The sequence below is a fragment of the Armatimonadota bacterium genome (assembly GCA_020354555.1).
In the GTDB taxonomy this organism is placed as follows: domain Bacteria; phylum Armatimonadota; class Hebobacteria.
The window spans coordinates 3,330,463-3,357,237 of sequence record CP070648.1 but is presented as its reverse complement, the minus strand read 5'-3'; the positions used below and the strand labels follow the sequence as shown (position 1 = coordinate 3,357,237).

Below are 26,775 nucleotides of genomic sequence, written 5' to 3'. Positions count from 1 at the left end.
TCCAGGTCGTGACGTGGATCCCGAGCGTTGATCCGCACATCATTGACCCGCCGTGCCTTCAGCGGCTCCATGTGCGCCTGCTGCCTGCGGATGACGGCGCGTGGACGCTCAACCTCAATACCGACTGGCGCTCGCGCGACGGCTACAAGGCGTGGTTCATGAACGTGTTCGCGTTCACCGACTTGCAGCGGCTGCTGGCGAAGGAGATCTCGGAGCGCCGCGGCATCGAGGTGCGCGTCGGCCGCTACTGCGACAAATCGGACTCCCTGCATATCTACGGCAAGGATCTGGAGGGGGTCGGGGGCTTCTCGGGGTTCCTCGCACAACTGCGCGAGAAGTCGCTCGACGACCTGTGCTGGACGAGCGAGTTCTGCGAGCCGATGTTCCGCGAAGCGCGCCACCGCCTCGCGGCGCAGCTCGACGCGGAGCGTAACGGCCTGGGCAAGGGCGTCATTGCCCCAGGCGTTGACGCGGCCAGCTTCCCCTATCCGCCGGAGTGGGACGAGTAGGGGAGAGGCGCGGCTTGCGGCGCGGGCTGCTTGGCCCGTCCGCGCGGATCGGAACAACGGCGCGTTAGAGGTGGTTGAACCGTGTCCGTTCGCCTGCCGAGGAAGAGCGAATTGCCGTGGGGATTCCGGCCCGCCGCGCAGATCGCGGGCTTGGCGATGCTCGCCGGGTTGGTGTTGACCTGGTTTCCTGCGGGTTATGCCCGAGCCAAACCATTCTCTGATGTTAGCCCACACGGCCCACTTCCATTTCTGGCGGCGGCCGCGTTTGTTGCAGGCCTCTTTACGCTTGGCGTAGTGCTCGGCCTCCTGGCGGGATGCACGGCAACAGCGGGATTCGATGAGCACATGGCCCGGTTGGTTGAGTACTATAGACGGCCCCCCTGGCCGTTCTTGATCGGCGTCCTTGATGGCGACTTTCGGCGCGCGGTTAGGGTGGCTCGGCCGCTCGGAATTCGCGTCGTCAGGGCGGTGTTGGCGCTCACAACGTTGGCCGGCGCTGTCCTTGCCGCCGGCTTCATTGATCACGCCGTGACGGGCACCCCGTCCGGAGCCTTCCTGGCATACCTTGGCTACATAGTCGGCTACATGTGTCTCCCCCCACTCCTCTGGGTGCTCCGGCTACCTGAGTGACCGAAGGGGCACGCGCACGCCGTGTGATGCGGGGGAGGGGCCGCGCTCGCCGCTTGGCATGCTCGGGCGCGGCACGCTGTACACCGCTTCGAGCGGTAGCCCGTCGTCGTGGGGCAACCGTATGACTTGGCGACGGACTCTTGCAGCCTTGCGACAGACAGCTTCAATAGTCAGCTGTGGAGGGTGACGGCATGAGATGCCCGCGATGCGATGCCGAGATCCCGCCGGACGCGAAGTTGTGCCCGCAGTGCCTGGAGGCGATTGAGCCGCCGGGCAATCCCGGAGCAGAAGACGCCTCAGCACAGCCGGCCCCACTCGCTCCCCCCTGGCCGCCACCTGCCGGCATCATCGGCCGTCTCGGCCTCATCGAGCGCCTGCTCAAGTACCGGGCCCGCGTCATCGAAGACATCCGAGAAGATCGCAGCCTGGGCCGTTACGTCGCCGACGCATTCCTGGTGACGGTCGTGTGCTCCGTGTTCTATGGCTTCGTGGTGGGGGTCTCGGTGGGCGGATGGCAAACGCTCTATGACCCGCTTAAGTTCCCGTGGATTCTCGTCTTCACGTTGCTCTTGTGCTTGCCAACGCTCTACGTCTTCAGCGCGTATCTGGGAAGCGCGTTGAGCCTCGCACAGGTCGCGGTGGTCGCCTTTGGCGCTACAGCCATGGTGTCCATCATCCTGCTCGCCTTCGCGCCGGTCACATGGTTCTTCATGTTCACCGCGCCGGGGAGCCATCATTTTGCCGTGCTGCTCAACGTGGCTGTATTTGCCGCCGCCGGGGCGTTCGGTGTTGGTTTTCTGATGAGGGCGATGCAGGCGCTGCACGCAGAGACGGCGGAGCTGGGAAAGATGCGTCGCTTCGTCGGATGGTGGGTGGCGCTCTACGCCGTTGTGGGCGCGCAGATGGCCTGGCTGCTGCGGCCTTATTTCAACGTTACCGATGTCTTCATCCGGCCTCGCGGCGGCAATTTCTTCGTCGCCGTGCTGAAGACAATCGCGGAATCCCTGTCCGGTCAAGGTTGGTGACGTGTCGTTGACGGACTCCCGTCCTCAAGCTACGCCATCGTTTCCGGTGAGCAGCATCGTGGAGATGCTGTTCCGCCGCCGCGCGGGAGTGTTTGCCGCGATTCGCAGCGACGCAGCGGCCCGCACGCTGGCGTGGCGGATGACCGCATACATCGTCTTGTTTGCCGCAACGTATGGGCTGGTCATCGGCATCTACGCGGGCGGATGGCAGGCGGTTTACGACGCCGTGAAGCTGCCGTGGGTGCTACTGGCGACGCTGGCGCTGTCGGTTGCTTTGCTGTACGTGCTCAATGCACTCGCGGGGGCGCGGATGTCCGTGATGCAGACTCTGAGCGTCGTGCTTGCGGGCATGCTGAGCACCGTGACGCTGCTGCTGGCGGTCCTTCCCGCAGTAGCCTTTCTCATGTTCTCCGGCCGCGACAACTATCACTTCGCAGTGTTGATCAACGTCATCGCCTTCGCGATAGCCGGCGCGTGCGGAGCGCGCTTTGCGATGGAAGCGACGGCTGTGATCCACGACGAGGAAAGCGTTCGTCGCCGGTGTCTGGCAGTGATGCGTGCGTGGATGGCGGTGTACGGGCTGGTTGGTCTGCAGATGGCCTGGCTCCTGCGGCCGTACTTCCGTCAGACCGAGGTCTTCATTCGGCCTCTCGGCGAAGGCGGGAGCGTGTTCGAGGCGCTGGCGAGGCTGGTGCTGCGGGTGGTGGTGGGGTAGCAGCAGCCGTCGGCATGCTTGCGGGGAGCGACCGGGTGAGCCGACGCGATCCTTCGCTTGCGGCTCAGGCTGACACATGCGCGCCGCCGCGTGCGGGCCTCACCGCGTGCGATCGAGGATGGCGAGCAGCACCTCCACCGACCGGCCGAGGGTCACCGGGGCGTCGGGATCGAGTTCCCGGGCTGGGACTACTTCCGCGCCGGCCTGCTGCAACTCCCGCAGCGCTAGTGAATTCCGTCCCAACTTCCGCAGCAGCCGCTCGTCGAGTATCACCAGCGCGTCGAGTTCGGGCCCGGGCTTCGGCTCGTCGAGCAGTCGCGCCCAGAAGACCAAGTTGTAGTAGACCCCGCCGGGGATCGAGCCGAACGAAGGTGGCTGGCAGCTGATGAGCACCGGGCGAGGGTCCGCTTCCACCCCGATGTCTTCAGCCCGCCCGTCGAGGTCGGCGTAGAAGCACACCTCGCTTGATTGGACGACCGCGCGCGAGCCGGTTTCCTCCATCACCTCGCGCAGCACACACTGCTCCCAGGTCTCCTCGGGCTTGCGGCCGCCGCCGATCCGCCCGACTACCAAGTGCTCTCCGCCGACCTGCGATTCGTCGTACAGCGCGAAGAGATAGCGCCCGTCAGCGAGGCGGCAGAACACGCCAGCGCCTTGCGGCGCATCGAGTGGGACGATGTCTTTGATCCTTCGCTTTCGGCGCTGCATCGTCATGACATGGGCAGAGCAAGGATCAGGCTGACACGCGACTCGCTTGACAGGGCGCGTGCACTCCTACCGAGACTCTTCGCTGCGCGTCTCGCCTTCGCTCATCGCTTCGCTCTGGGTGACGTGGCCGGACCCGCACCCGCGGCGCGCTACTGCAACTCCTCCCTCTCGTCGCGGGCGTTGCGGAGCATCAGCGCGCGGACGGCGTCAAGCGGCTTCATGCCCTCGAACAGCACGCCATGCACGGCGCGCGTGATGGGCATCTCCACGCCCGCCCGATCAGCCAGGCGCACCGCCGCACGGGTCGTCGGCACGCCCTCCGCAATCATGTCCATGCCCGCCAGGATGTCGTCGAGGGTGCGTCCCAGCGCGAGATGATAGCCGACGTAGTGATTGCGGCTGCGGCGGCTGGCACACGTCGTCACCAAGTCGCCGATGCCGCTCAGGCCAATGAACGTCTGCGCCGCCGCGCCGAGCGCGACGCCGATACGCGTTATCTCCGCAAGCCCGCGCGTCACCAACGCCGCCTTCGTATTGTCGCCGAAGCTAAGGCCGTCATTGATACCGGCGCCGATGGCGACGATGTTCTTGAGCGCGCCGCCGAGTTCGACGCCTACGACGTCTGGGTTAGTATAGACCCGGAACGACGGCTGCATGAAGAGCTCCTGCGCCTGGCGCGCCAGTTCGACATCGGCGCAGGCGATAACTGTCGTCGTGGCAATCCCGGCGGCCACCTCCGCGGCCAGATTCGGGCCGGATAGGCAGGCTGAGCGTGTGTTCCAAGGTTCCGGGAGTTCCTCGGCGATGACTTGGGTCATGCGCATGCCGGTGTCGTGCTCCAGCCCTTTGGCTGCGCTGATGAGATACTGATGCGGCGCGAGGTGCGGCCTCAGAGCGCGTACGGTCTCGCGCATCCCGGCGGATGGCACGGCGAGCACGACGGTCACGGCGTCGGCGAGCGCGGCACCCAGGTCCGCATGGGGCTCGACGCTCTCCGGCACGGCGACGCCCGGCAGGTACTGTTGGTTCTCGCGACGGAGCCGTAAGGCCTGCGCCATCTCGGGTCGGCGCGCCCAGAGGCGAACCGGTATCCCCTCGCGACCGAGCAGGACCGCCAGCGCGGTGCCCCAACTGCCGGCACCGATCATCGCGACCGGAGCGCTCACTTCACTCATCGCCTTGCTCTTTCCGGCGGCGGCCGATTTTCGACTCCTCGCCGCGCAGGAGACGCCGGATGTTCGGCGCATGGCGGATGATGACCAGCGCGGCGGTCGCCGCCGCGAAGACCGAGTACGCGGGTTGCTGGCGGAAGATCAGCATGAAGACCGGCATCGAGGCGGCGCCCGCCATAGACGAGAGGGAGACGATACGCGTTGCCACCGCCAGGATCACGAAGACCCCAAGGCCGCTGAAGCCCACCTTCCACGACAGCGCGGCGATGACGCCGAAGCCGGTCGCCGCTCCGCGCCCGCCGCGGAGCCCAAGGAACGCGGAGAAGGTGTGGCCGAGCATCGCCATCGTCGCGGCGCCGAGCACGATTGCCAGCACAGCGATGTCAGTATCGGCGACTCGCGCAGCGAAGGCCTTGCCTGCCAGCACCGCCGCCGCGCCTTTGCCCGAGTCGAGCACGAACACCAGGAGCGCGGCCCGCCACCCGGCGGCGCGCAGGACGTTCGTCGTGCCGATGTTGCCCGACCCGACTTCGCGGATATCCACGCCGCTCCATGCCTTGGCGACCCAGAGGCCGAATGGCAGCGAGCCGGCGAGGTACGCGCCCACCATCACCAATATGACCGGTATGCATTCCGGCATGTTCAGTTCCTCATGCGCGCTTCACTCGCGCCGCCCCGCGCCGGCTGAAGTCCGCGGCCTACTTCCGGCGGCGGCCCCGCGGGGTTTCCTCACCCTTCGATTCGCGCAGCACCAGCCGCACCGGCGTGCCCTCCAGCCCGAAGTGCTTGCGGATGCGGTTCTCGAGGTACCGCTGATACGAGAAATGGGCCAGTTCCGGATCATTCACGAATAGCACGAAAGTCGGCGGGCGCACTCGCGGCTGCGTCGCGTAGTAAAGCCGCAGCGGCTTGCCCTTGATGTTAAGCGGGCGCGCCTGCACCGCTTCGCGAAGCACGCGGTTGAGTTCAGGCGTCGCCGCGCGCATGCTGTGCTGATCCGCGGCGTCAACCGCCGTGCGCATCAGGTCGTCGAGGCCCCAGCGCTCGAGCGCCGAGATGAAGACGACGGGCGCGTACTGCATGAACACGAGCTGGCCCCGCGCCTGGCGCGCGAAATCCCGCATCAGCTGGCGGTTCTCGGCGGGCGCGAGTTTCTCCTCTTCCTTCTGCTCGGCTGCGGCGCGCTGCACCAGGTCCCACTTGTTGACGACGACGACCTGCGCGCGTCCCTGCTCATCCGCATACCCGCCGATGCGCTGGTCCTGATCCACAACTCCTTGCGTGCCGTCGATCAGCAGCAGCGCCACGTCACAGCGGTCAATCGCCGAGAAGGCGCGCAGCACGGCGTAGTACTCGAAGCTCAGCCGCACCTTGCTCTTGCGCCGAATGCCGGCCGTGTCAATCAGCACCACGTCGTGCCCGTCCCACGTGTAGCGCGTGTCCAGCGAATCGCGGGTCGTCCCCGGCTCTTCCGCGACAATCGCCCGCTCCTCGCCGACCAGGGCATTCACCAGCGACGACTTGCCGACGTTCGGCCTGCCTGCGACGGCGATGTGGATCGCATCCTCATCCTCCGGAGCTTCAGAGAGCTGTGGCAGCAGCTCGCCCAGGCGGTCGAGCAGCACGTCAACGTCTATGCCGTGCATCGCAGAGACGGCAATGGGTTCGCCCAGGGCGAGCGCGAAAAACTCCTGCGCCCCCTCCAGCCGCCCGCGGCTTTCGACCTTGCTCGCCACCAGCAGGACGGGCTTGCCCGTGCGCCGCAGCATCTCCGCGATCTCATAGTCCAGACCGCTCAGCCCCTCTTTCGAGTCCACGGTGAAGAGGATCGCGTCGGCCTCTTCGATGGCGAGCTGGGCCTGGTCGCGGACGCGGCGCGCCAGGTTGTCGGACTCCGTTTGCAGGCCGCCCGTGTCAATCAGCGTGAAGGGCTTGCCCTGCCACTCGCAATCAGCGTAGATGCGGTCGCGGGTGATGCCGGGGGTTTCCTCGACGATGGCGATACGCCGCCCCGCGATGCGGTTGAAGAGGGTGGATTTGCCCACATTGGGGCGGCCCACGATGGCCACTAGTGGCTTAGGCTTCATCATTCCCTTGGGCTTCCACGCTCGGCTCGCGTCGGAGTCGGCGCCGCCTTACGCGCACGGCGCCGTAAGCGCGCCAACGCGGCTGCGAGTTCCTTCGGCCCGCCGGCGTGAATGACTCTCTTTCCCAAGCGGCGCGACAATTCCTTTGTCGCAACGCTGTCGAGGAACTCCTTATCCCTCAGCGCGCTGGCAGGGACGGCGACGACATCGCCGATCTCGCGACTCGCGAGCACTGCAGCTACGTCCTCACCGGCGAGAAGGCCCGCCACGGTGATCGTGTCCCCAAGCATGCCGTTCGCCACCGCCGCCACGTCCGCGCGTACGCCCTGCTCGCGCATCTTGCGTGCCATCGTCTCTACGAGGTCGCGCGCCGCGACGCCGGTGACTAGGGTCACCGCGAGGCCGGCCGCCTTTGCGAAGCTCGTCCCGTCCAGTTCGTCCAGGAAGAGTCGCGCCAGTCCGACGCCATTATCGCGCTGAGGGAAGCCCTCGTATTCACTCGCAGGCGGATAATCCGCGCCGGCCAGAGCGTGAATCTCATCTGAGGCGTACACGAAGCGCGTCCCGAGGCGATCAAGGAAATCACCGTGCCAGCGCCTGACGCGCTCCAGCACCTCACGCGCGGCAGCGGCGTCAACCGGTCGCAGTTCCGGCAGGCCGGTTCGGTGCTTGGTCAGGCCGACGGGCACAATCGCCACAGACGCGACGGCTGGATGGAGTTCGGCCAGGTCCGCAATGGTGCGAGACAGGTGATCGCCGTCATTGACGCCGGGGCAGAGCACGACCTGAGCATGCATCTCGATGGAGCAGTCGGCGAGACGGCGCATCTGCGTCAGAATGTTCGGCGCGCGCGGATTGCCGAGCATGTGCTGCCGCAGGGCGGTGTCCGTCGCGTGCACCGATATGTACAGCGGGCTCAAGCGCTGCTCGCAGATGCGCGCGCGATCGCGTGCCGTCAGGTTGGTCAGGGTGATGAAATTGCCGTGAAAGAAGGACAGCCGGAAGTCGTCGTCACGCACGTAGAGCGTCTCGCGCAGGCCCTTGGGCAACTGATCGTAGAAGCAGAACACGCACCGATTGCGGCAGCGGCGGATGCCGTCGAAGAGGTCGGTCAGGAAATCGAGGCCGAGGTCTTCGTCCGGATGCTTCTCGATGACGAGTCTGCGCGCGGCGCCGTCAGGCTTGACTATCGCCACCTCGACCCGCTCGTCGGCGGAGAGGAACTTATAGTCTACATAGTCGCGCACCGGCACGCCGGCGATGGCGACGAGCCGGTCACCGGCCTCGATGCCGGCGGCCGCGGCAGGGCTGCCCGGCGCGACCGCGGCGATGAGCGCCGCAGGCGCAGTCGCCGAGCCCTGGTTGTGCGTCGTGTGGGTCATGTGGCGGTTCGATAACCGGCCGGAACTCTATGATTATACACCGTCCGAGCAATGCGATATGGCAGGTTCGGCATTCGGCCTGGGGGAAAGCCGATTTGCCGTCGGCAGGCGGATGGGCGAAATCGAGGCGCCTAGTGCGGGATGAAGCTCATGCCGGGCTCGAGCGCCGCAACGAATCCAGCGAGAAGCTTGGCGCAGTTCTCCAGGTCGGCCAGGGAGATGACCTCGACCGGCGTGTGCATGTAGCGCAAGGGGACGCTGATCAGGCCGGTCGCCACGCCGGCGCGGGAGAGCTGCATGACCGTTGCGTCGGTGCCGGTGTCGCGCGGGTTGCCGTTGATCTGATAGGCAATCTTGCTTTGCTCCGCGACGCGGAAAAGCAGCTCCGTGATAACCGGGTTGAGGTGTGCGCCGCGGTGGAGCACGGGGCCGCCGCCCAACTTGCGGTCACCGATCTTCTTCTTCTCCGCTTCGGGAAAATCGGTGGCGTGGTCAACGTCCACCGCAATTCCGACTTCCGGCTCAAGGCCGAAGGCACTGGTCACCGCGCCGCGTCGGCCGAGTTCCTCCTGCACCGTGGATACCGCGTACACCGCGGCGTCAATCTTACGCCGCGCGAGGAGACGCAGCGCTTCGCACACGACGAACGCGCCGCACTTGTCGTCCATCGCGCGGCCCGTCACGATGTCGCCATCCAGTCGCTGCAAGCCGACGACCACGGTGGCGGGGTCGCCCACTGCGACGCGCTTTTCCGCGGCCTTGCGGTCCGCGGCGCCGATATCAATCCACTGCTGATGGAATTGCAGCACCTTCTTGCGATCCGCCTCGTCCATGAGATGAATCGCTTTCTTGCCGACCACGCCGAGCACCGGGCCGCGGCGGGAATGCACCATCACCCGCTGCCCCGGCACCAACTGCGGATCCACCCCGCCGATGGGCGCGAAGTGGAGGAACCCATCGTCGCTGATGTAGCGGATCATCAGGCCGATCTCGTCCACGTGTCCCGCGAGCATGACGCGCGGGCTGCCGGACGGGTTGAGGGCGCCGATGACGTTGCCCATCACGTCGGTACGCACGTCTGCGGCGTACCGGCCCAGCCACTGACGCACGACGGTCTGAGACGGCTGCTCGAAGCCGGAGGGGCTGGGAGTGTCAACTAGGGATGTGAAGAACTCGAGTGATTCCTTGCGCATGTGACCTCTCGCACGCGTATCGGTTGTTGCAGACTGGCTGCGGCGGGCCGCGGCCGGCGCCTCAGCGATAGACTGTGATGGCGATGTCCGGGCACATCGTGGCGCACTGCGCGCAGCCGCTGCATTTCCGCTTGTCCCGCAGGGCGGCCGGATGGAACCCGCGGCTGTTCATGCGTTTCGCGAGTCGCATCAGGCCCTTGGGGCAGAAGTGCACGCACAGTTCGCACGCCTTACATCTCTCTGGATCAACGACTATGGTTGGCATATCTCTCGGTGTCCGACCGTCGGTGGCTCGTAATCATAGAGTCTCGTGTATCACCGCGGCGCCGGTAATACACGTAGACTCTTCCGGACGAGGTCCGTTTGGGAGGTGCCCCGCTGCCCCTTGCGACCTTCCCCAATAGACGAACCTCAATAATAGATTCGCGCAAACCGGGCCACGCACCTCTACGGCGGCGCGCCTGCGGCGCTCGCCTTCGCGTGCGGTCCAGCGAACGGGTCTATTCCTCCCACGGCAAGCGAACGCGCAGCGCCATTGGCCACAGCGGCGCACCCAGGTCCGCCGCCTCCGCAGCCAAGCGCTCGTCCACAGCGAGAAAACGGATCGGTAACCCGAGGTCGTTCGCGTAACGCTCGACCCGCCGATGGCCTTCGCGGACATCTCGGGCCGCGGTTTCGTGGCCCAGGTTAGGGCAGCTGATGACGGCGTCGGCGGTCAAGCCGGCCTCTCGTTGGATCTCCGAGAGGAGTCGCGGCAGATCACCCGCGACCGCGCGCGGCCGCCATGGATTGATGACGAGCCAGAGCTCCAGTTGATCCTGGTCGAGATACGGCCGGAACGCCCCGAGGATGCGTGCGCCGACGGGATCGCCGCCGACGTCGGCGATCGTGTATGTCGCGGCATCGGTGAGTACCGTGCGCAATTCGGGCACAAGGGCCGGCAGCTCGTAGTGCGACAGTTCCTCCTCGGGGGCGGCGACGCGGACCCCGGCGCGCTCGAGTTCGGCGCGGTGATCCTGAGCGCGGAAGTACGGATTGACGATGTCGAGGTCGGCAAGAGCCGTCGGGCGACCGGCGGCGACGCTGGCAAGCGCGTAGCTGAGGGCGACCTCAGTCTTACCGCTGCCGAACGGGCCGGTGATGATAATGAGTCTGCGCGCCGACAGCCCGGCGCGGCGGATGCGTGCGCTCATGCCGTCTCCGTCATCGGGGGCGAGACTCCTCGGGACACTGCGACGGCTGCTCGGGCTGCGGCACGAGCGAACGAAACGCGGCCCCTACATGCAGCGCGCCGGCGTTCGGGCCAGCATCATCATCCGCAAGCGTCAACTGCCCGCACGTGGTGTGATATAGGCCGCGGCGCACGGTGTCGCGCGCATCCTTCGGCCCCGACACGCGCAGGTAGATGTCAACGCACGTGTCAGGCTGCGCCGGACAGCGCGGCGCCACATACGAGTCGCGGACACCGTGCAGGAGCGCGCGAAATCGGCGAGCGTCCCCGCGAGATACGATGACCTCGGATTGGCTCTCGCTGGTTGGGTATATAGTCACTCGCTCGGCCTGCTCGAACAGGGCGACGATGCCGCTGCGTAAGCGAGCATCCTCGGGGTTTCGGGCCAGAAGCAGCGCCGCCGCGAGCACGACCGCCACCGGGACGAGCCAGAGGTATTGGGCATATCGGCGAGTAGAGTTCACGGGGCGTACTGCTCAGGGCGGCCGAGTCGGTCCAACCAGCGCAGCGCGCGCGAGCGCTCGACGGCTTCGCCAAGGGAGCGACGTTCGCTGTATAGATGAATGCCCACCAGGGCTGCAGCCAAAACCAGCTTGCCCCATAACGGCATGACGGCGGCCAGAGCGATACCCGCCGCAACGCCCAACGCATTCGCCCCTGCATCACCCATCATCGCGCGCCCCCCGAAGTCAAGCGGGGCAAACGCAAGCGCGACTGCGCCGATCGGGCCGACGGCCCACAGGGCATACCGATCGGTCGCGACCGCTATGGCGGCCAGCAGCAGGAATCCTTTGATGGCACGTCCGGGCCGGACATCGAGCAGGTTGACGAAGTTCGTGCTGAGTGCAATAACCGCCGCGTTGAGCAAGGCAACGGGCACGTTGCCCGCGGCGAGAAACCACCCCGCGACCAGGCCGACCGTAACCCCGGCTACGGCCTTGATGATGCCCGTGGTGATCCTGCCGCGCGCGAGGCTGCCAATGTGCCCGCGGAGGCCGGAGACTTCGCGCGATCCGTAGACATCGTCCGCCAGCCCGGTAATCGCCATCACGGCCGCGCCGATCGCGGTCAGGACGAAGATGCCGCCCTGGTGAAGCCCACCGGCAGCCGCAATGCCCGATGCCGCGATGGGCCCCATGGGGAAGCCGACACCGCCTGCCGCCGCAATACGGTGCCCGAGGTAGTTGGGGCGGCTGACGCCGGCAAGCTGGTTGACTGCCATAGAGACGGTTATCGCGCCGATCGCCGCGGCGGCCGCCGCAACACCGATTCCGAGCCATAGGTGCAGACGAAGGGCGACCGCGACCAGAATCACCCACGCGCCGACGGCGAGCACCAGCCTGCGCAATGGCGCAGGCTGCGCCGTCGGTCCGATAGGATATAGGGCGCGAGGGGCACACGTCGCGACGACCGCCCAGAACTGGCGCGCCCGGTGTGCGAATCCCGCGAGCGTGCGCCCAGTGGAGGCATGGCTCAAGTCCGCAGGCGTCTCTTCAATGCGCGCGCCGAGAGCTGCAGCGTCTGTCGTCGCGGCGACCTCGGCCCCGAACCCGCGCCCCCAAGGGAGCGCGCGCGCCAGACCGGCCGTCATGCACCGTTGGCCGGAGAGGGGCGCGACGAATACGCGCCCAGTGAGCAGCCAGAGACAGGCCCTGGCCGTCCGGAGCGCGATGCCGAATCCCCCTCGTTTGCGCGGCGCCGGAAGCACCGCAATCGTCATGTCGGCGCGGCCTGTGCGCACCGGCTCGGCGAGCGCGTGCGCGTTGCGGGCGCTCTCGCCGAGATCCGCGTCGAGCAGGATTACAAGGCCGCCGGTCGCCCTCGCGACGCCCCGCCGCAGCGCCGCGGCTTTCCCCCGATGCGGGGCGCGGATCACGGTCGCGCCCGCCTTTACAGCTTCCTCGGCGGTGCGATCGTGGGACCCGTCATCAACCGCTATCACCTCGGCTACATCCGGGATCGCGCGCGCGGCGGCAACCGTGGCGCCGACTCGCCTCTCCTCGTTGTACGCCGGGATGACAACTGAGATCGGCGGCACAGCGGGCGTGGCCGTGGACATGCGGGGCTATCTCCATGACGGGGTCAGTTCGGGGAGAAGCTGATCAGCAGTGCTCTTCACACCGAAGTCGCCGTCGGCGCCGGCGAGAACGAGAACCAGGGCAAGGTGGCCGGCGGCGGTGTCCGCATTATCCACAGTGGATATCGCACGCCGCTGGTAATGATGCATGGCCGACACGCGTGCTTCGCTCGACTCGCACGCGACGACCCGCTGCCCCGCTTCTTGCAGCGCACGAATCATGGGCAGATCAATCGCGTTGACCGAAGAGAAATCGCTGTCGGTGCCGCCGACCAGGAGCACGACGTGTGCCGCTTGGCTGTAGTCCCCCGCGACGCCAATGAGGCCGAGTTGACGCAGGCGATATGGCAGATCGGCTCTGCCCTCGGCAATGCGCACGACCATCTTGCCCGCGACAATGCCGCGCAAATCGCCGACAACAGGGACGGGTAGATCGGACTCCTCGAGAACCTTGGCGGCGTCTTCGCGGTCGAGTTCGAGAAATGAGGGAAGGATGGAGGTGTTGGAGAGCACCTGCGCCCCGGCCTGACCGATCGTAGTGATGACGCTCTCGACCCACGGAGTATCGCTGAGATCGCGATTCAATAGGACGGCGACACGAGTTCCGCGAAGGCGGCGCTCCGTAAGGTAGGGCAGAATCTGCTTGCCAAACGCGCGGCTGTTGTCCCCGGACTTCTCGAGCTTCTCGATGCGCCGCTGCATGTCGCTGCGTTGCTGCTTGAAGGCTCGCAGCTGGCTCGGGAGCGACGGGTCGCCGACCAGCGCGATCCCAAGGAGAATGCCAATCAGCAACGCGCAGAAAACCGCGACCAGGCTCGCGAGATGATACCGGAAGTCAACAGGCATGTGCGTAGGGCCGACCGCGTTGCGCCGGCTGCCACCTCTCCGCTGCGTGGAATCCCCGTCGCGGATGAGGTTCGGCGCGCGGCGGCGCTAGTCCTGCACCAGCCGGTGAGATGGAGAGGAATCGTGCCCGGACAGGCTGCGCCACACCGCAATGACAATCGCGGCAAGCAGCGGAAGCGCCCCCATCGCGAGCATGACGCCCAGCAATGTGCTGCCGTTCGACAAAGGAGAGAGGGCTTCGACAAGCGCCTGCGCGACCGTCTGCTCCATCAGAACCTCCCTTCTTCGCGTGCCGGGCGCGACAAACGGGGGCGCACGTCCCGACCAAATAGGGCACTCCCATTACCCCAGCGCTCTGGGCATGATGCGGCTGCGCCGCGTTCCGGAGCGCGTGCGCGCGGGTAGTGCCCGAAGCTCCCTACGTACAGCATAACTCCGCGGCGATGCACTGGCAATCAGGCTTTCGCAGTAAATGGCGCGCCCCAAGGTCGTAGCCCGATAGTGCTGCTGCGGGGCTGCGCCTGTGTTGCGGCGCGAGGCGGCCGGTGCTATCATTGACGAGCGGCCGCGGCTTTGGACCGGCGCCAGAGTGCAGCGAGGGCGCCGTGTGCTCGCGCGCCGCTGGGTGTGAGAACGGTGGAAATCATCGTCGCGGAAAATGCGGGTTTCTGCTTCGGCGTCGAGCGCGCGCTCCAGATGGTGAAGGAGCGCGGCGAGCAGACCGACGCGCCCATCGTCACGCTCGGCCCGTTGATCCATAACCCACAGGTCGTCGAGCGATTGCGCGAGCAGGGCGTGAGCCAAGTGTCATCAGTGCGCGCGGCGACGGAAGGTGCGCTCGTCATACCGTCGCACGGGATCAGCCCCGAGGTCGCTCGCGAGGCACGCGAGCGCGGGCTGCACCTGCTGGACGCCACGTGCCCGTTTGTCGCGCGTGCTCAGGACAACGCCAGGGCGTTGGCGGCGGACGGTTACCAAGTGGTCATCTTGGGTGACAAGGGGCATCCCGAGGTCGCGGGCCTGGTCGGCGCCGCCGGCGGACAGGCTGTCGTGGTGCAGGATGAGGCCGAGTTGGATGTGGTGCGGCTGAGGGCGCGCGTCGGCATGGTGGTGCAGACGACGCAGACGTCGGCGCGGTTGAGAGCGGTGGCAGGGGCTCTCGCGGAACGATGCCGCGAGCTGCGCGCCTTCAATACGATCTGCGCGGCGACATCCCAGCGTCAGGAGTCGGCGCTGAGTCTCGCGCAACGCGTGGACGCGATGGTCGTCGTCGGCGGCAAGATCAGCGCCAACACCAACCGTCTGCACCAGTTGTGCGAACAGACGGGTGTGCCGACGTATCACGTCGAAACCGCCGCCGAACTCAATCCGGACTGGTTCGAGGGTAAGGGCAAGGTTGGCGTCACCGCGGGCGCGTCCACTCCGGACTGGGTGATACAGGACGTCGTCGAGGCGCTGCGTGCCATGGGCGACTAGCAGCGCGGGCCCGGCCCGGCGACCCCATCGGACGAGCATCTTTTGCCCTCGCCTCCGCAAGGAGCCGCCGGACGCGGCGCCGAAATCCACGGAAGCGCGTCGTCGAGTCGCAATAACATCGAGGTGAGATTCCATGCTACGATTCATCTGTCTCGTGCTGCTCCTGCTGATGGCGTTTGGTGTGACGGGTCGAGGTGTGGCTGCGGGTCTCCGCGCAGGCGTCGCGAGCTGTGACGTCACGCCGCCGATTGGCTGCAACATGTGGGGGTACAGTGCGCGTGAGGGGGTTGCGGAGCAGGTCCACGACCCGCTCATGGCCAAGGTGCTGGCGCTGGGTACGGACGAAGGCTCCCTCGCCATCGTGACCCTGGACCTCGGCCGCTGCTTTGATCCCGATCTGCGCGAGATAATCGAGAAACGCGCCGCTGCGAGCGGGATTGACAACGTTATCATCGTGGCGTCGCATACTCACCAGGGCCCGGACATGGAGACGCGCGAGTGGCCCTCCGCAGATTCCCCGTGGCAGGACGCTGCCGCGAGCAAGGTCGCGGACGCGGTGGCGGAAGCGGCAGCGAACATGCAGCCCGCGGTCATCGGCTTCGGGGTGGGCGAAGTGGACCTTGCCCACAATCGCCGCCTCGTAATGCCGGACGGCTCGGTTCGCATGTTCTGGCGCAACGACAAGCGCGAGCCGACGTCGCCCGTGGACAAGACCGTGCGCGTGCTGCGCGTGGACGCGACGGATGGCGGGCACATCGCATTGCTCGTCAACTATGCGTGCCATTCTGTTGTGCTTGGCCCGGACAACTTGATGCTGTCGGCGGACTACCCGGGCGCGATGCGCCGGGCGGTGGAGTCGAAGTGGGGCGGGCAGTGCCTGTTCGCGCAAGGCGCGTGCGGCGACATCAACCCGTACATGGACAAGACCCCGCTCAACCAGAACGGCGTCGAGGAAATGGAGAAGATGGGCCAGGCGCTCGGAGCGGAGGTGCTGCGGGTGGCGACAGGAGTCCAGACTGCGCCCTTGACTCAGGACGCGGTGACGTTCTCCCGACGCGTGTTCGAACTGGAATCGCGCTGGGAGTTCTCCGAAGCCGCCATCCAGGCGCTTCTCAAGAAGTACGAGGCCTACGTCGAGCGCATGGGCGAGGACCGCGTGCGCGCGTACGTCGAACGTATGGCGAAGGGCGCATCAGTGCCCGCGACCGTCGCGGTGCTCGGCGACCGGTACGCTTTGTGCGGTTTCCCGGGCGAGTTCTTCGTCGAGCATCAGCTGGAGCTGACCCGGCGCTCGCCGCTCGCCGCGACCATGTTCTTCGGCTATGCCGACGGCATGGCGGGATACTTCCCGACCATCCAGGCCGCGGTGGAAGGCGGCTACGGCGCGGGGTACAGCACCTTCGTCGAGGTAGGTGCCGGCGAGCGCATGGTGGACGCTGCGGTCATCTCCATCCTCGGGGCTATCGGCAAGCTCAGGCCCGTGCCGAGCGAAGAGGTGCCGGATTACCCGGAGGAGGATGAGGCCGCGCAAGCGTCCGTGGATTCGCTGGAGGCGTGGTTCCTAGGTCTGCCCGATTCCTTCAACGCCGAGGCGGCCGGTGACCTCAAGGCCGTCTACTACTTCAACGTCACGGGCGAGAAAGGCGGCGACTACGCGATCACGGTAGCCGACGGCAAGTGCGCGGTGGAGCAGGCAAAGCCGGAAGGCCCCGACGTGACGGTGACGATCGCCGATGCCGACATGCTGGCGCTCGCCCGCGGCGAGCTTGATCCCGTCGCCGCGTACATGGGCGGGAAACTCGTCATCGACGGCGACATGAGCTTGGCGCTCAAGATGCCTGAGGTGTTCTTCGGCGACTAGGCTTCCCCAAGACGTCCGAACGGGAGACTGCGGCAGCTTGCAGGGAGCGGCCTGGTGAGGGTTTGAGGGCGAGTCGTTCGACCTCGTTCGCATACCACCCTCGGCATGCGCGCACCGGCGGCCCCTGCGGCCCAGGCTCAACACGGCGGCCCGGGATGCGCCGAGCGCGTCTCCCGCCTAGGGCGTGAGATACGTCTCGACCCAGTTCCACTCATGGCGGCGGAAGTCAGGCGAATGGGTGTGCACCAACTCGGGGTACACGACCAGCGCCTTGACGCCAGCAATATGCTCGAATGTGGGCACAATGGTGCTGGCAGGGCAGACGTCGTCCTTCATGCCGACGCTGACGATGGTCGGACACGTCAGGCGCTCGACCAACTCGAGCGGGTCGAAATAGCGGTAGTTCGCTAGAATCCCCTCGCGCGATTCGGGGTGCTGCTCGAGATAATCGCCGGCTTCGCGAAACGGATGCGTCGGCACGTTCTCCGCAGCCCACACCAGGCGACACATGAAAGGCACGTGCGCCACCGCAACGACCGGGCGATCATCAATGGACGCGCCGGCAAGAGTTAGCCCGCCGCCGCCGCTGGCACCCATGAGCGCAAGCCGGCCCGCGTCCACCTCCCCGCGCGCTTCCAGGAAGTCGAGACCGCGCACGACGTCCGCATACGCGCCGCGCAGGCCGCAGTGCCACAGATCCTCGGGGTGATGCGTCAGCTTGCCGCGCTCCATTGGGTAGGCCGCCGCGCTCTGCCCCTGCCCGCGCGGGTCGAGGGCCAGGCTGGCGTATCCGTGCGAGGCCTCCTGGTGCGGAGGCACCACTGCGCCGCCATATCCGGGGAAGGTCAGCAGACCCGGCAGTCGGTGGCCGTTCTCGCGCGCAGGGCAAGTGTAGTACCCGCTCACCCGCACTCCGCCGAGACTCGCGAAGCTGACGCGGTAGGTCTGCAGATAAGGTGTCGAGTGCTCCGGCAGCGGCTCTAGCTCCGGCTCGAGCGGCACGGCTGCCAGCTCGCGCTTGGTCTCCTCCCAGAACTCCCAGAGGTCAGGTTGATGCGATGCCGTCATCGCTGCTCCATTCCAGTCCCAGCGCGCGTTGCGGGGGTCAACGCTATTCCATGAGCCATTGTTGAGGACGGGGCTTGATCGGCGGGTGATAGATGAAGAGATGGCTGATGCGGTCGCTCTCGCCGAGATAGATCTCGCCGAAGCGGCCGGTGCAGGCGGCGCCGAACTCGTAGCCGTGCCAGTAGCGCTCGCTCGTCGCCATGGGTATCCCGAGGTCGCGCAGGTCGCGCGTCTCGGGGTCGTAGCAGAACAGGTGGGCCATGCCTCCCGGGTCGCCGCCGACGCCGAAAACGCGCCCGTCCGCGCCGACCGTGAGCGCGCGCAGCCCGGGCTGCGCGACCGGCTTGCCCAGAGCCACGAACGACATGCTCTCAGGGTCGAAGGAGAAGACCAGACCGTCGCGCGTGCCGCCGTAGACAACGCCGGTCACAGGGTCCGCGGCTGCGGAATCCAGGCGGTTGTAGTGCTCCAGACCGGCGAGGCTCGGAATAAAGACGTCGAGGCGGTCCAGACCCTCCGTCGCCAGGTCGAAGCGAAACATGCGCCCCTGCTCGACGACGCCGTACACGGCATCGCCAGTGACGATGAGCGGCGACGAAACCACGCCTGCCTCGGTGGCCGCGCCCACCTTGGTCACTTCGCCAGCAGCGATATCGTATGAGAAGAAGACGCCGGACTTCGCGCCGATGCCGTGGATGCGCTCGCGCGCGGCATCGAGGGCAATCCCGGCGATCGCTTCGCCGTCGAGCGGCTGGCACAGCATCTCGATCTCGCCGCGCCCGTAGCCGTAATCCCCGACGCTGTCCCGGCTCGTGTCGTAGCGGAACAGCCATCCGCCGCCGCCGGGAGCCGCGCCGGTAGCGCCGAAGACGAACTTGCCGTGGGCGGCGAGCGCGGTCGTCGCCCACTCCTCGCCGATGACGCCAATGCGCATCACGCAGTCGCCCATCGGTCCCGGGTCGTAGCGGAACAGGTGCGCTCGACGACCGGAGGTGGCGCCGTAGATCCGGCCGCGCTGGTCGCAAACCAGGGCCGCTATCGCGCACTCCCCAGGCGGGATGGGACGGGTCAGGCTCTTCCGCCCGAGCGGCCGCACCTGCACGGTACCCTCGTGCACATATACGTCGCGGGAGTAGTCAACCATCCCTCATCATCCTTTCTCAGTCACGGCGTCATCGAGCGCGTCGCCCTGCTTCTCTCCCTTTCAGGGGGGAGACTGAGAGAGGGCCGGAACGCCATCGTCATGCACCCCCACCCGGCCCCGACGAGTCGGGCCGACCTCTTGCCGAGAGGGAGGGGAGTTGGATGCGCTGACGTCCTCTACCCCCACGGGCGAAGCTCCGCCCAGCGCTCGTCCTCAGTGCGGGATTTCACAACCTCCGGCCGGTACTGCCACGTGCGTGTCGGCGTCTTGGAGCAATCCGCGAAATAGAGTACGCCGTCGAAATCCTTGGTCGCCTTGGCGATGTACGTGCTGTGAAACTCGCCATCGGTTATCGGCCCCACCTCGTGCCGCTCCTCCGTTTCCGGGTCGAAGCGCACGAGATACATCCCCTTCGGCTCTTTCCACCACACGGAGGCGCAGAAGTAGAGTTTGCCGTCGTCCCCGAACACCATCCCGCCGGCGTGAGTCGCGTGGTCGAACTTGTCCCAGTCCTCGTATTCCGGCCCGTAGGCGCGGCCGAGATCGTGCATGGACGCCGGGCTGCGCGGGTCGTCCATGTCATAACGGAAGAGGCTCATGTCGTAGCTCCAACTCACGCCATACACCGAGTTGCTGTCTGGCGCGGGGGCGACGTCGTACACCGTGTTGTAGCTGCCATCGCGAAACGGCGCGTGACCGATCCTGACGTCGAGGTGTTCCAACTCATCGGTCTCCGCGTCGCAGCGGATGATGTAGCCCAGATCGTCCACGGTGTAGCCGTTGCCCGCGGCATCCACCCACACCGCCTGCGGGTTAATATCACCGAAACGACCGAGGTCGAGATAGCGATCCTCGTCCATGTAATAGACGTAGAAGTGATTGCGCGGATACGTCGCGCCGTAGAGCTTCCGCCGCCGCCGATCCATTGCCATGGCGCGCGAGCCCTCGCGCACGCCCTTTACGCCGTAATCGCGGAAGTCGCCGGTCGCCGGGTCGTAGGTGAAGATATGGAAGCCCGTGAAGTCCTTCGTGGGATGCATCCAGCAGTTCCACGGGCGCCAGATGGTATCGCCGATGGGCGGTCCGGTGCAGTGAGGTGCACCCCAGAAGATGCCGTCATCATCCGGAATGAGGCAGTAGTGGATCTTGCTGTGCGTGGGCCGGCCGTTGTCGGGATACTCACCGAGGGCGCGCGCGACGTCCACCAGGTATTCCTTGCGGTCGGTGGCGGGATCATACCTGGCGATATGAACGCTCTGGCCGCCCGTGTGTTCGCAGCACAAGCCGACGTAGATCGCACCGTCGCGCCCGGTCGTGATGCTCCAGGTCGTGTCTTGAAGCGGCAGCTCGTCAAAGATGAGTTGCCGGAACTGCGGGGCGGGCTTGCGCCGCGGCGTCTTCGCCGCAGCGCGCTTCGACCGACCGGCGGTCAGTTTGCGGGGCATTACGGCCTCCTCGTATTCACGACAATGCGCACTGGCAGACCTTCGGGGTGGGTGCCGGCGGGCGCGTCTCGCTGCTCGGTAGTCTGCGGGCCGATCAGAGACCGGCCCCTGGGTTGACAAGCGCTCCCGTGTCCGGCATCCCTCGCGCGTGTCTGCCTATCCCTTCATGCCTGTCAGCGCGATGCCGCGGATGAAGGTGCGCTGCGCGAAGAAGAAGATGACGATGATCGGGGCGATGACCACAGTGCCGGCGGCCATAAGCCCGCTCCAGTCGGCGCCATGGCGGCCCAGGAATGCGGCCAGCCCGAGGGCCAGGGTGTACATGCTCTCGTCGTTGAGATAGACCAACGGCCCCATGAAGTCGAGCCACGCCCAGATAAACGTCAGCAGTGCGACGGTCGCCAGCGCGGGCTTGCTGAGCGGCATGATGATGCGCCACAGGATGCCGAGCTCGGAGCAGCCGTCAATGCGCGCGGCGTCGGACAGCTCGCCGGGCAGGGTGAGGAAGAACTGGCGGAGCAGGAAGATGTCGAACGCGGTGCCAAAGAACGCGGGCACGACGAGCGGCTTGAAGGTGCCGATCCAGCCCATGTGGCGGAACATGATGAAGCGCGGCAGCACCAGCGCCTGGTCGGGGAGCATCATCGTCGCCAGCACCAGGATGAAGATGATGTTGCGGCCGGGCCAGGTTATGCGCGAGAAGCCATAGGCGACGATGCTCGCCGACAGCAGCGTCCCGATGACGACGAGCACCGCGATGTACAACGTGTTGCGCGTGTAGAGCAGGAACGGAAACGTCTTGAGCGCGCGCGGGTAGTTCTCCCAGCGGAAGAACAAGTGACGCACGGGGGCCAGTTGCTCGTCGGTCACGAGCAGTTCCTCGCCGGCGCGCGCAGCGGGCTCCAGTACGCGCACGCGCACTCCCTGCGGCGTCTCGCCCAGCCGAGCCACCTTGAGCCGCTGCTCATCGGCCGCGAGGGTAAACACGCCGCGCGCCCTGCCATCAATCTCGACGCGCTCCTTGCGCGACGGGATCCAATACGGCGGGAACTCGAACACCGCGTCGTCGGCCTTGAGCGACGTCCCCACCAGCCAGATAAACGGCAGTGCGAACACCAACCCGAACCCGAACAGCAGGGCGTAGACGATGACGAGCGTGACTCTTCGCTTGGCCGTCTTGCTTTTCATGAGGTCTGCACGCCTCTCCCTTCCAGGGAGAGGTCGGCCCCGACCGGCCGGGGCCGGGTGAAGGTGAACCCAATCGCCTGCACCTGGCCCTGCCGAGTGATCCTCACCTTAGTCCTCTCCCTGCCAGGGAGAGGAGGCACCGGCGCGCGAGCCGCCAGGCAACGGTACGTCACTGTATCTGCCCTCACCGCGACTCCTCGTAGTAGACCCACCGCTGGCTCGTCTTGAGGATAAGCACCGTCGCTCCCAGGATGACTGCGAACAGAATCCACGCCATGGCGCACGCGTAGCCCATGCGGAAGTACTCGAAGCCGTTCTGGAAGAGATAGAGCGCGTAGAACAGCGTCGAGTACTCCGGCCCGCCGCGCGGCGCGGTCATGATCCACGCCTGAGTGAAGTACTGGAACAGCCCGATCATGCCCATGATGACCATGAACAGCACCACTGGGCTGATGGAGGGCAAGATCACATGGATCAGTTTATGCCATGCCCCGGCGCCGTCCAACTCCGCCGCCTCGAAGAGGTGCTCCGGCACGCCCTGGAGCGAGGCGAGGTAGATAATCATGCCCGCCCCCACCGCCCACGTGTCCATGACGATGAAAGACAACTTGGAGGTACGCGGGTCAACCAGCCAGCGCAGATTCGGCAGGTGGAGCTTGGTAAGCACCACATTGGCCAGACCGTATTCCGGGTTGTAGATCCACAGCCACAGCATCGCACTGGCGACGATGGGGACGATGGCCGGCAAGTAGAACACGGTGCGGAAGAACGGCATCCCGCGCACCGCCTGGTTGAGCAGCAGCGCCAGCGACAGCCCCAGGACGACCATCAGCGGCAACTCGATGAACATGAATGCCGTGTTGCCCAGCGCCTTCCAGAAATACTCGTCGTGGATGAGACGGGCGTAGTTGCCGAGGCCAATGAACTCCGGCGGCTTCAGCACCGGGTACCGGCACAGGCTGTAGTAGAACGAGGACGCCATGGGGTAGAGCAGGAACAGGAAGAAGCCGACTATCCACGGCGAGATGAAGAGCAACCCCACGGCCAACCGCTTCTTGTCCGCTTGGGTCATGCCGCGGCGCGGCGCCGTGCTCCGTTCTGTGGCAACGTCAGTCATGATCCTCCACTGCAATGCCGATCGGGCATAGGGCCCGATCCCTCGACAAGTCCAGGACGGGATCCCCTGATCCGCCCGACGCGGTGCAAAGCCCAGCCCCCGGGAGCGAGCAATGACAAATGCTAGTAGTACGTGTTGAGTTCCTTCTGCACCCGCCGCTGCACGTCACGCAGCGCATTCTCGGCGGTTCTCGCGCCGCGCGCCGCGAGTTGCGCTGCGGTCACCAGTTCCGTCATGTACATGATGTTGACCGGCGTCGCCGGGAAGAACCGCGCATTCGGGTGCCCCCCGATGTTGCACACCACGCCGAATGCCTCGTTGTGCCGGCTGCCGGTGACCAGAACCGGATCGTTGAGCACCGGCTTCATGTTGGGCACGCCGTGCATATCCTTGGCGAACAGTTCCTGACCGTTGTACGTCTGCGTCCAGCGCATGAATGTCCAGGCGCCCTCGGGGTGGCGCGACTCGCGCGGGATGCAGCAGAAATTCCCCCCGAGGTAGGTCACTCCCTTCTGCTCTGGATACTGGTCGGGGTAAGGGATGGGCGCCACGCCGTAATCCATGTGCGGGGCGAAGCGCTCGATGAACCCGGGCCACCATTGCCCGCTGATGGTCATCGCCACTTTGCCGACGAAAAACTGGTTGTTCGAGCTGGCGTACTCGCCGAACCCCTGGGAAAACGAGTCTATGTTGAGCGCGCCGCCCTGGATGTCCATCATGTGAACGTACCATTCCAGCGCTTCGACGTTGCGGGGGTTGTCTGCCGTGATGCGGCGGGTCTTCGCATCGTAGAACGTGCCGCCGAACCACACGATGGGATGGAAGATGTCGGGAAGCTGGAACCCGAGGCGCTGAACGTTCCCGCGTTCGTCGCGCTTCAGGAGCTTGACCGTGTACTCCTCGAGTTCCCGAAGTGTGCGCGGCGGGCGCTCCGGGTTGAGGCCGACTTCGCGGAACGCGTCCTTGTCCCAGTAGATGGCATAGGCGTCCAGCAGATATGGCAGGGAATAGAACTTGCCTTCCCACTCGCCCTGACCGATCGAGCCGGGTATGAAATCCTCCAGCGGCGGCCCCGTGCGCTCGAGCAGCGGGTTGAGGGGCATCACTGCCTTGTTTGCCGCGAGCTGCCCGATGTAGGCCGGTTCCCAGAGGAAGAAGAGATCCGGGGGCACACCTGCAGTGAGCGCGCGGATGGTCTTCGTGTCGTCGCCCTCGATGCTCATGTTGCGCAGCTCGTAGTCCTCCTGCGAGCGGTTGAAGGCGTCAACCACAACCTCGAAGATATCCTTCTCCTTGCCGGTCCACCCCGACCAGATGTACAAGATGGTCCGACCCTCGGGGGTCTTCTCCGGCCTCGAGCCGCACCCGGCGCCGAGGAGCAGCGCCGCGGCCGCCGCCGCGCACGCCAGCGCGCGCCGCACCCGCGCGGCGAGATGATTTCCCGTTCGCATTCCACTACAGGCCACGGTACGGCTCCATGTACACCTCGAGGCGCTGCTGCACCTGCTCCAACCCGTCGCGCGGGGTGACGGCTTTGCGCGCAGCGCGCTGCGCGACGGTCTCCAGCTCCGTCATGTACGCCACGTTGACCGGCGTAGGCGGGAATATGGCACCCTTGCCGAGGGCGGCGATCCGGCACATCTCCCCGAACGCCTCCTTCTCCCGGTTGCCCTCGGTCAACTCCGGCGCGAAGATCGCGGAGCGGACGTTGGGCAGCCCATGCATGACTTTCGAGAACTCAACCTGGGCGCGCCGGCTCTGCATCCACTCGATGAAGGCCCACGCGCCCTCGGGATGCTCCGACTCCGTCGGGATCGCGGCGAAGTTGCCGCCCAGGAACGTCGTCCCCTTGTACTGCGGATACTTGCGGGGGTAAGGCAGCGACGTCACCGCGTAGTCTGTGGTCGGGCTGTAGCGGGTGACGTAGCTTGGCCACCACTCGCCGTTGAACATGATCGCCACCTTGCCCACGAAAAACTGATGGTTCGGGCTGTTGTATTCCCCGAACCCCGCCTTGAACGAGTCCATGCGCAGTCCGCCGCCCTGGACGTCGCACATCCGCACGTACCACTCCAGCGCCTCCACGTTGCGGGGATGGTTCGCCGTGATGCGGCCCGTCTCAGGGTCGGTGAGCTGGCCGCCAAACAGTGCCATGACCTCGTGTATCGGAGGCGGCTGGAAGCCCAACCGCACCAGATTCCCTCGCTCATCCCGTTTCGTGAGTTTCACCGCGAGATCGAGTAGTTCCTCCAGCGTCTCAGGCGGGTGGTCGGGGTCGAGCCCGGCTTCGCCGAAGACGTCGCGGTTCCAGTACAACCCCGCCGCGTCAATCAGGAACGGCACCGCGTACAGCTTGCCGTGATAGCGGCACTGTTCGAGCGCGCCGGGGATGAAGTCGTCTTCCCTGATCCGCGATCCTTGCATGAATTCGTCGAGCGGCCGCACCGCACCGTTGGCGGCGAGCGCGCCGATATACGAGGTGCGCCAGAGGAAGAAGAAATCAGGGGGCGTGCCCGCGGTGATCGCGCGGAAGATCCGCGTGTCGTCTTCGACGGTGCTGCGGTTTTCGAGGTAGTAGCGGTCCTGGCTCGCGTTGAACATGTCCACCGCATGCTCGAACGCCTCTTGCTCGATGCCCACCCAACCGGACCACACGATGACGTGCGTGCGCTCCGCCGGCACCTTCGCGCGGTACGCGCACCCGGGAAGCAGGAGGACGAGCAGGATGGCAAGCCCCGACGCGATTCTCGAACGCATGACGAGGTCTATTATAGGGCCGCGTCCTGCGGCGGTCAACGGCGCGGCATCGCGCTGGCGGCCCCAGACACGATCGCTGGCCTTCGTGTCCTGGGCCGCATCAGCCCGGGGCTCCCGTGCCTCAGTACGGCCCCAGCGCGCGGACGACGTCGTAGGCGGCGCGAAAGTGCTCGAGCGGAGTGCCCGGGGCGACGTTGTTGCCCTCGCAGAAGACGTAGCGCCGCCCCTCCATAACGCCGCTGCGCAGAATCCCGGCAGTCCCGTCGCGAATCAAGGAAGCCGGTCCGTCGCGCAGCATTTGCGGATGTAGGTTGCCGCGCAGCGTGGCCTCCGGCCCCAGCTCCCGTCGGGCCTGCCCGAGGTTGACCGGGAAACCCAGGTCGAAGCTTTGGATGTTCAGTTCCCGCTGAAGAAGCGGCAGGAACCGCTGCACCTGTCCGCAGAGGTGAATCGAGTTCGGTCCGCCCTGGGAGAACCTGGCTAGCAGGCGCTGATGGCACGGCAGCACGAACTCGCGATACTGCGCCTCGGACAGCAGTTGAATGCTGTCATCCGCGAAGCCCCAGCCCTGCTGGGGGTAGGTCGCTCCGTTGAACTCCCCGACCGCCTCGACCCGCACGATGATCGCGCGGGTGACGAACTCGAGAAGCTCGCGGGCATACGCCGGGTCCTCGTACAGGTCGAGGCACAACTCGGTGGTGCCGCGCAGATTGCAGGCGACGGTGAACGGCCCATCGGTCCCACCGCCGCACAGGCTCGACTTCCCGACCGGTCGCCCTGCGAACTCCTCGCGCGCCCTCCGTTCCTCGAAGTACTGATAGAACTCGATCCCGCGAGCTTGTAGGCCGTCGTGGATGGGGTCGGGGATGCTCAGTGCGCCGAGATCACCCTTGCGCTCTCTCAGGCGCGGCCAGGTATCGGGCACTTCCTTCTCGCGGTACTCGATGCGGCACCCGAGCCAGGCTGCCTCGTAGAGATTCTGGACATCAGGCGTCAGTCCTGGCCACGTTTTCGGCAGGCCGCGCTCCTGATCTTGCGGCACGTTATCGCGCACCCACTTCTGAAGCGCGAGTTGAACCTCCCACTGAATCGCCGGATCGTCGAAGAACTGCTGGAACGAGTAGCCCTGTTCATTGAGCCACGG

General features: G+C 66.2%; 25 protein-coding genes. 5 read left to right on the top strand and 20 right to left on the bottom strand.

Features of this window, described 5'->3' with window-relative positions; genetic code table 11:
• The 3 genes from JSV65_13750 to JSV65_13740 form a co-directional block, all read left to right on the top strand.
• Window positions 1-509 (top strand): hypothetical protein (locus JSV65_13750; GenBank protein UCH33619.1); only part of this gene is annotated, 509 nt, incomplete at its 5' end.
• An 821-nt stretch (window positions 510-1,330) separates the two neighbouring features.
• On the top strand, window positions 1,331-2,164 hold the full coding sequence (locus tag JSV65_13745) for a zinc ribbon domain-containing protein (GenBank protein UCH33618.1): 834 nt from the start codon (window positions 1,331-1,333) through the stop codon (window positions 2,162-2,164).
• Between the two features lie 58 nt (window positions 2,165-2,222).
• A complete protein-coding gene (locus JSV65_13740) occupies window positions 2,223-2,879 on the top strand; it encodes a hypothetical protein (protein ID UCH33617.1) in 657 nt (218 codons plus the stop codon).
• Window positions 2,880-2,978: 99 nt separating this feature from the next.
• Here JSV65_13740 and JSV65_13735 read toward each other — a convergent pair whose 3' ends face one another.
• The 12 genes from JSV65_13735 to JSV65_13680 all read right to left on the bottom strand — a co-directional run bounded on the left by JSV65_13735 (window position 2,979) and on the right by JSV65_13680 (window position 13,845).
• A complete protein-coding gene (locus tag JSV65_13735; GenBank protein UCH33616.1) occupies window positions 2,979-3,587 on the bottom strand; it encodes an NUDIX hydrolase in 609 nt (202 codons plus the stop codon).
• Between the two features lie 149 nt (window positions 3,588-3,736).
• Window positions 3,737-4,762, bottom strand: coding sequence for an NAD(P)-dependent glycerol-3-phosphate dehydrogenase (locus tag JSV65_13730; GenBank protein ID UCH33615.1), 1,026 nt, complete (start codon window positions 4,760-4,762; stop codon window positions 3,737-3,739).
• Entirely contained in the window at window positions 4,755-5,399 is a 645-nt protein-coding gene (gene plsY / locus JSV65_13725) for a glycerol-3-phosphate 1-O-acyltransferase PlsY (protein ID UCH33614.1), read from the bottom strand. Before plsY ends, JSV65_13730 begins: the two co-directional genes overlap by 8 nt.
• 58 nt (window positions 5,400-5,457) lie before the next feature.
• On the bottom strand, window positions 5,458-6,846 hold the full coding sequence (der, locus tag JSV65_13720) for a ribosome biogenesis GTPase Der (GenBank protein ID UCH36783.1): 1,389 nt from the start codon (window positions 6,844-6,846) through the stop codon (window positions 5,458-5,460).
• Window positions 6,846-8,228: a DUF512 domain-containing protein gene (locus JSV65_13715; protein UCH33613.1), complete on the bottom strand. Its 1,383-nt coding sequence runs from the start codon at window positions 8,226-8,228 to the stop codon at window positions 6,846-6,848. Before JSV65_13715 ends, der begins: the two co-directional genes overlap by 1 nt.
• A 131-nt stretch (window positions 8,229-8,359) precedes the next feature.
• A complete protein-coding gene (locus JSV65_13710) occupies window positions 8,360-9,421 on the bottom strand; it encodes a M42 family metallopeptidase (protein UCH33612.1) in 1,062 nt (353 codons plus the stop codon).
• A 61-nt stretch (window positions 9,422-9,482) separates the two neighbouring features.
• Window positions 9,483-9,686 carry a 4Fe-4S binding protein gene (locus JSV65_13705; protein UCH33611.1) on the bottom strand — a complete coding sequence of 68 codons (204 nt, stop codon included), beginning with the start codon at window positions 9,684-9,686 and terminating at the stop codon, window positions 9,483-9,485.
• 235 nt (window positions 9,687-9,921) lie between these two features.
• Window positions 9,922-10,614, bottom strand: a complete 693-nt coding sequence (locus tag JSV65_13700; GenBank protein UCH33610.1) for a hypothetical protein — start codon at window positions 10,612-10,614, stop codon at window positions 9,922-9,924.
• Window positions 10,615-10,624: 10 nt separating this feature from the next.
• Window positions 10,625-11,116 carry a hypothetical protein gene (locus JSV65_13695; GenBank protein ID UCH33609.1) on the bottom strand — a complete coding sequence of 164 codons (492 nt, stop codon included), beginning with the start codon at window positions 11,114-11,116 and terminating at the stop codon, window positions 10,625-10,627.
• A complete protein-coding gene (locus JSV65_13690) occupies window positions 11,113-12,711 on the bottom strand; it encodes a glycosyltransferase (protein UCH33608.1) in 1,599 nt (532 codons plus the stop codon). Before JSV65_13690 ends, JSV65_13695 begins: the two co-directional genes overlap by 4 nt.
• 6 nt (window positions 12,712-12,717) lie before the next feature.
• Window positions 12,718-13,575 (bottom strand): copper transporter, encoded by an 858-nt coding sequence (locus JSV65_13685; GenBank protein UCH33607.1) that lies wholly within the window; start codon window positions 13,573-13,575, stop codon window positions 12,718-12,720.
• A gap of 87 nt (window positions 13,576-13,662) precedes the next feature.
• Complete coding sequence (locus JSV65_13680; GenBank protein ID UCH33606.1) at window positions 13,663-13,845, bottom strand: hypothetical protein; 183 nt, start codon at window positions 13,843-13,845, stop codon at window positions 13,663-13,665.
• A gap of 366 nt (window positions 13,846-14,211) precedes the next feature.
• Here JSV65_13680 and ispH point away from each other — a divergent pair, with 366 nt between their 5' ends.
• Together ispH and JSV65_13670 are read left to right on the top strand one after the other, a co-directional pair.
• Window positions 14,212-15,051: a 4-hydroxy-3-methylbut-2-enyl diphosphate reductase gene (ispH, locus tag JSV65_13675; protein ID UCH33605.1), complete on the top strand. Its 840-nt coding sequence runs from the start codon at window positions 14,212-14,214 to the stop codon at window positions 15,049-15,051.
• A 133-nt stretch (window positions 15,052-15,184) separates the two neighbouring features.
• Window positions 15,185-16,912, top strand: a complete 1,728-nt coding sequence (locus JSV65_13670; GenBank protein UCH33604.1) for a neutral/alkaline non-lysosomal ceramidase N-terminal domain-containing protein — start codon at window positions 15,185-15,187, stop codon at window positions 16,910-16,912.
• Between the two features lie 177 nt (window positions 16,913-17,089).
• Here the strand turns inward: JSV65_13670 and JSV65_13665 are convergent, their stop codons facing one another.
• The 8 genes from JSV65_13665 to JSV65_13630 all read right to left on the bottom strand — a co-directional run.
• Entirely contained in the window at window positions 17,090-17,980 is an 891-nt protein-coding gene (locus JSV65_13665) for an acetylxylan esterase (protein UCH33603.1), read from the bottom strand.
• A 43-nt stretch (window positions 17,981-18,023) separates the two neighbouring features.
• The gene (locus JSV65_13660) at window positions 18,024-19,124 is read right to left on the bottom strand and encodes a hypothetical protein (GenBank protein UCH33602.1); all 1,101 of its coding nucleotides are present in this window, start codon (window positions 19,122-19,124) and stop codon (window positions 18,024-18,026) included.
• Between the two features lie 176 nt (window positions 19,125-19,300).
• Window positions 19,301-20,569 carry a hypothetical protein gene (locus JSV65_13655; protein UCH33601.1) on the bottom strand — a complete coding sequence of 423 codons (1,269 nt, stop codon included), beginning with the start codon at window positions 20,567-20,569 and terminating at the stop codon, window positions 19,301-19,303.
• 156 nt (window positions 20,570-20,725) lie between these two features.
• Window positions 20,726-21,757, bottom strand: coding sequence for a carbohydrate ABC transporter permease (locus tag JSV65_13650; protein ID UCH33600.1), 1,032 nt, complete (start codon window positions 21,755-21,757; stop codon window positions 20,726-20,728).
• Between the two features lie 184 nt (window positions 21,758-21,941).
• Window positions 21,942-22,874, bottom strand: a complete 933-nt coding sequence (locus JSV65_13645) for a sugar ABC transporter permease (GenBank protein ID UCH33599.1) — start codon at window positions 22,872-22,874, stop codon at window positions 21,942-21,944.
• 122 nt (window positions 22,875-22,996) lie between these two features.
• Window positions 22,997-24,325: an ABC transporter substrate-binding protein gene (locus tag JSV65_13640; GenBank protein ID UCH33598.1), complete on the bottom strand. Its 1,329-nt coding sequence runs from the start codon at window positions 24,323-24,325 to the stop codon at window positions 22,997-22,999.
• A gap of 4 nt (window positions 24,326-24,329) precedes the next feature.
• The gene (locus JSV65_13635; protein UCH33597.1) at window positions 24,330-25,631 is read right to left on the bottom strand and encodes an ABC transporter substrate-binding protein; all 1,302 of its coding nucleotides are present in this window, start codon (window positions 25,629-25,631) and stop codon (window positions 24,330-24,332) included.
• A 121-nt stretch (window positions 25,632-25,752) separates the two neighbouring features.
• Window positions 25,753-26,775, bottom strand: a 1,023-nt coding sequence (locus JSV65_13630; protein ID UCH33596.1) for a hypothetical protein, incomplete at its 5' end; no start/stop codon positions are given.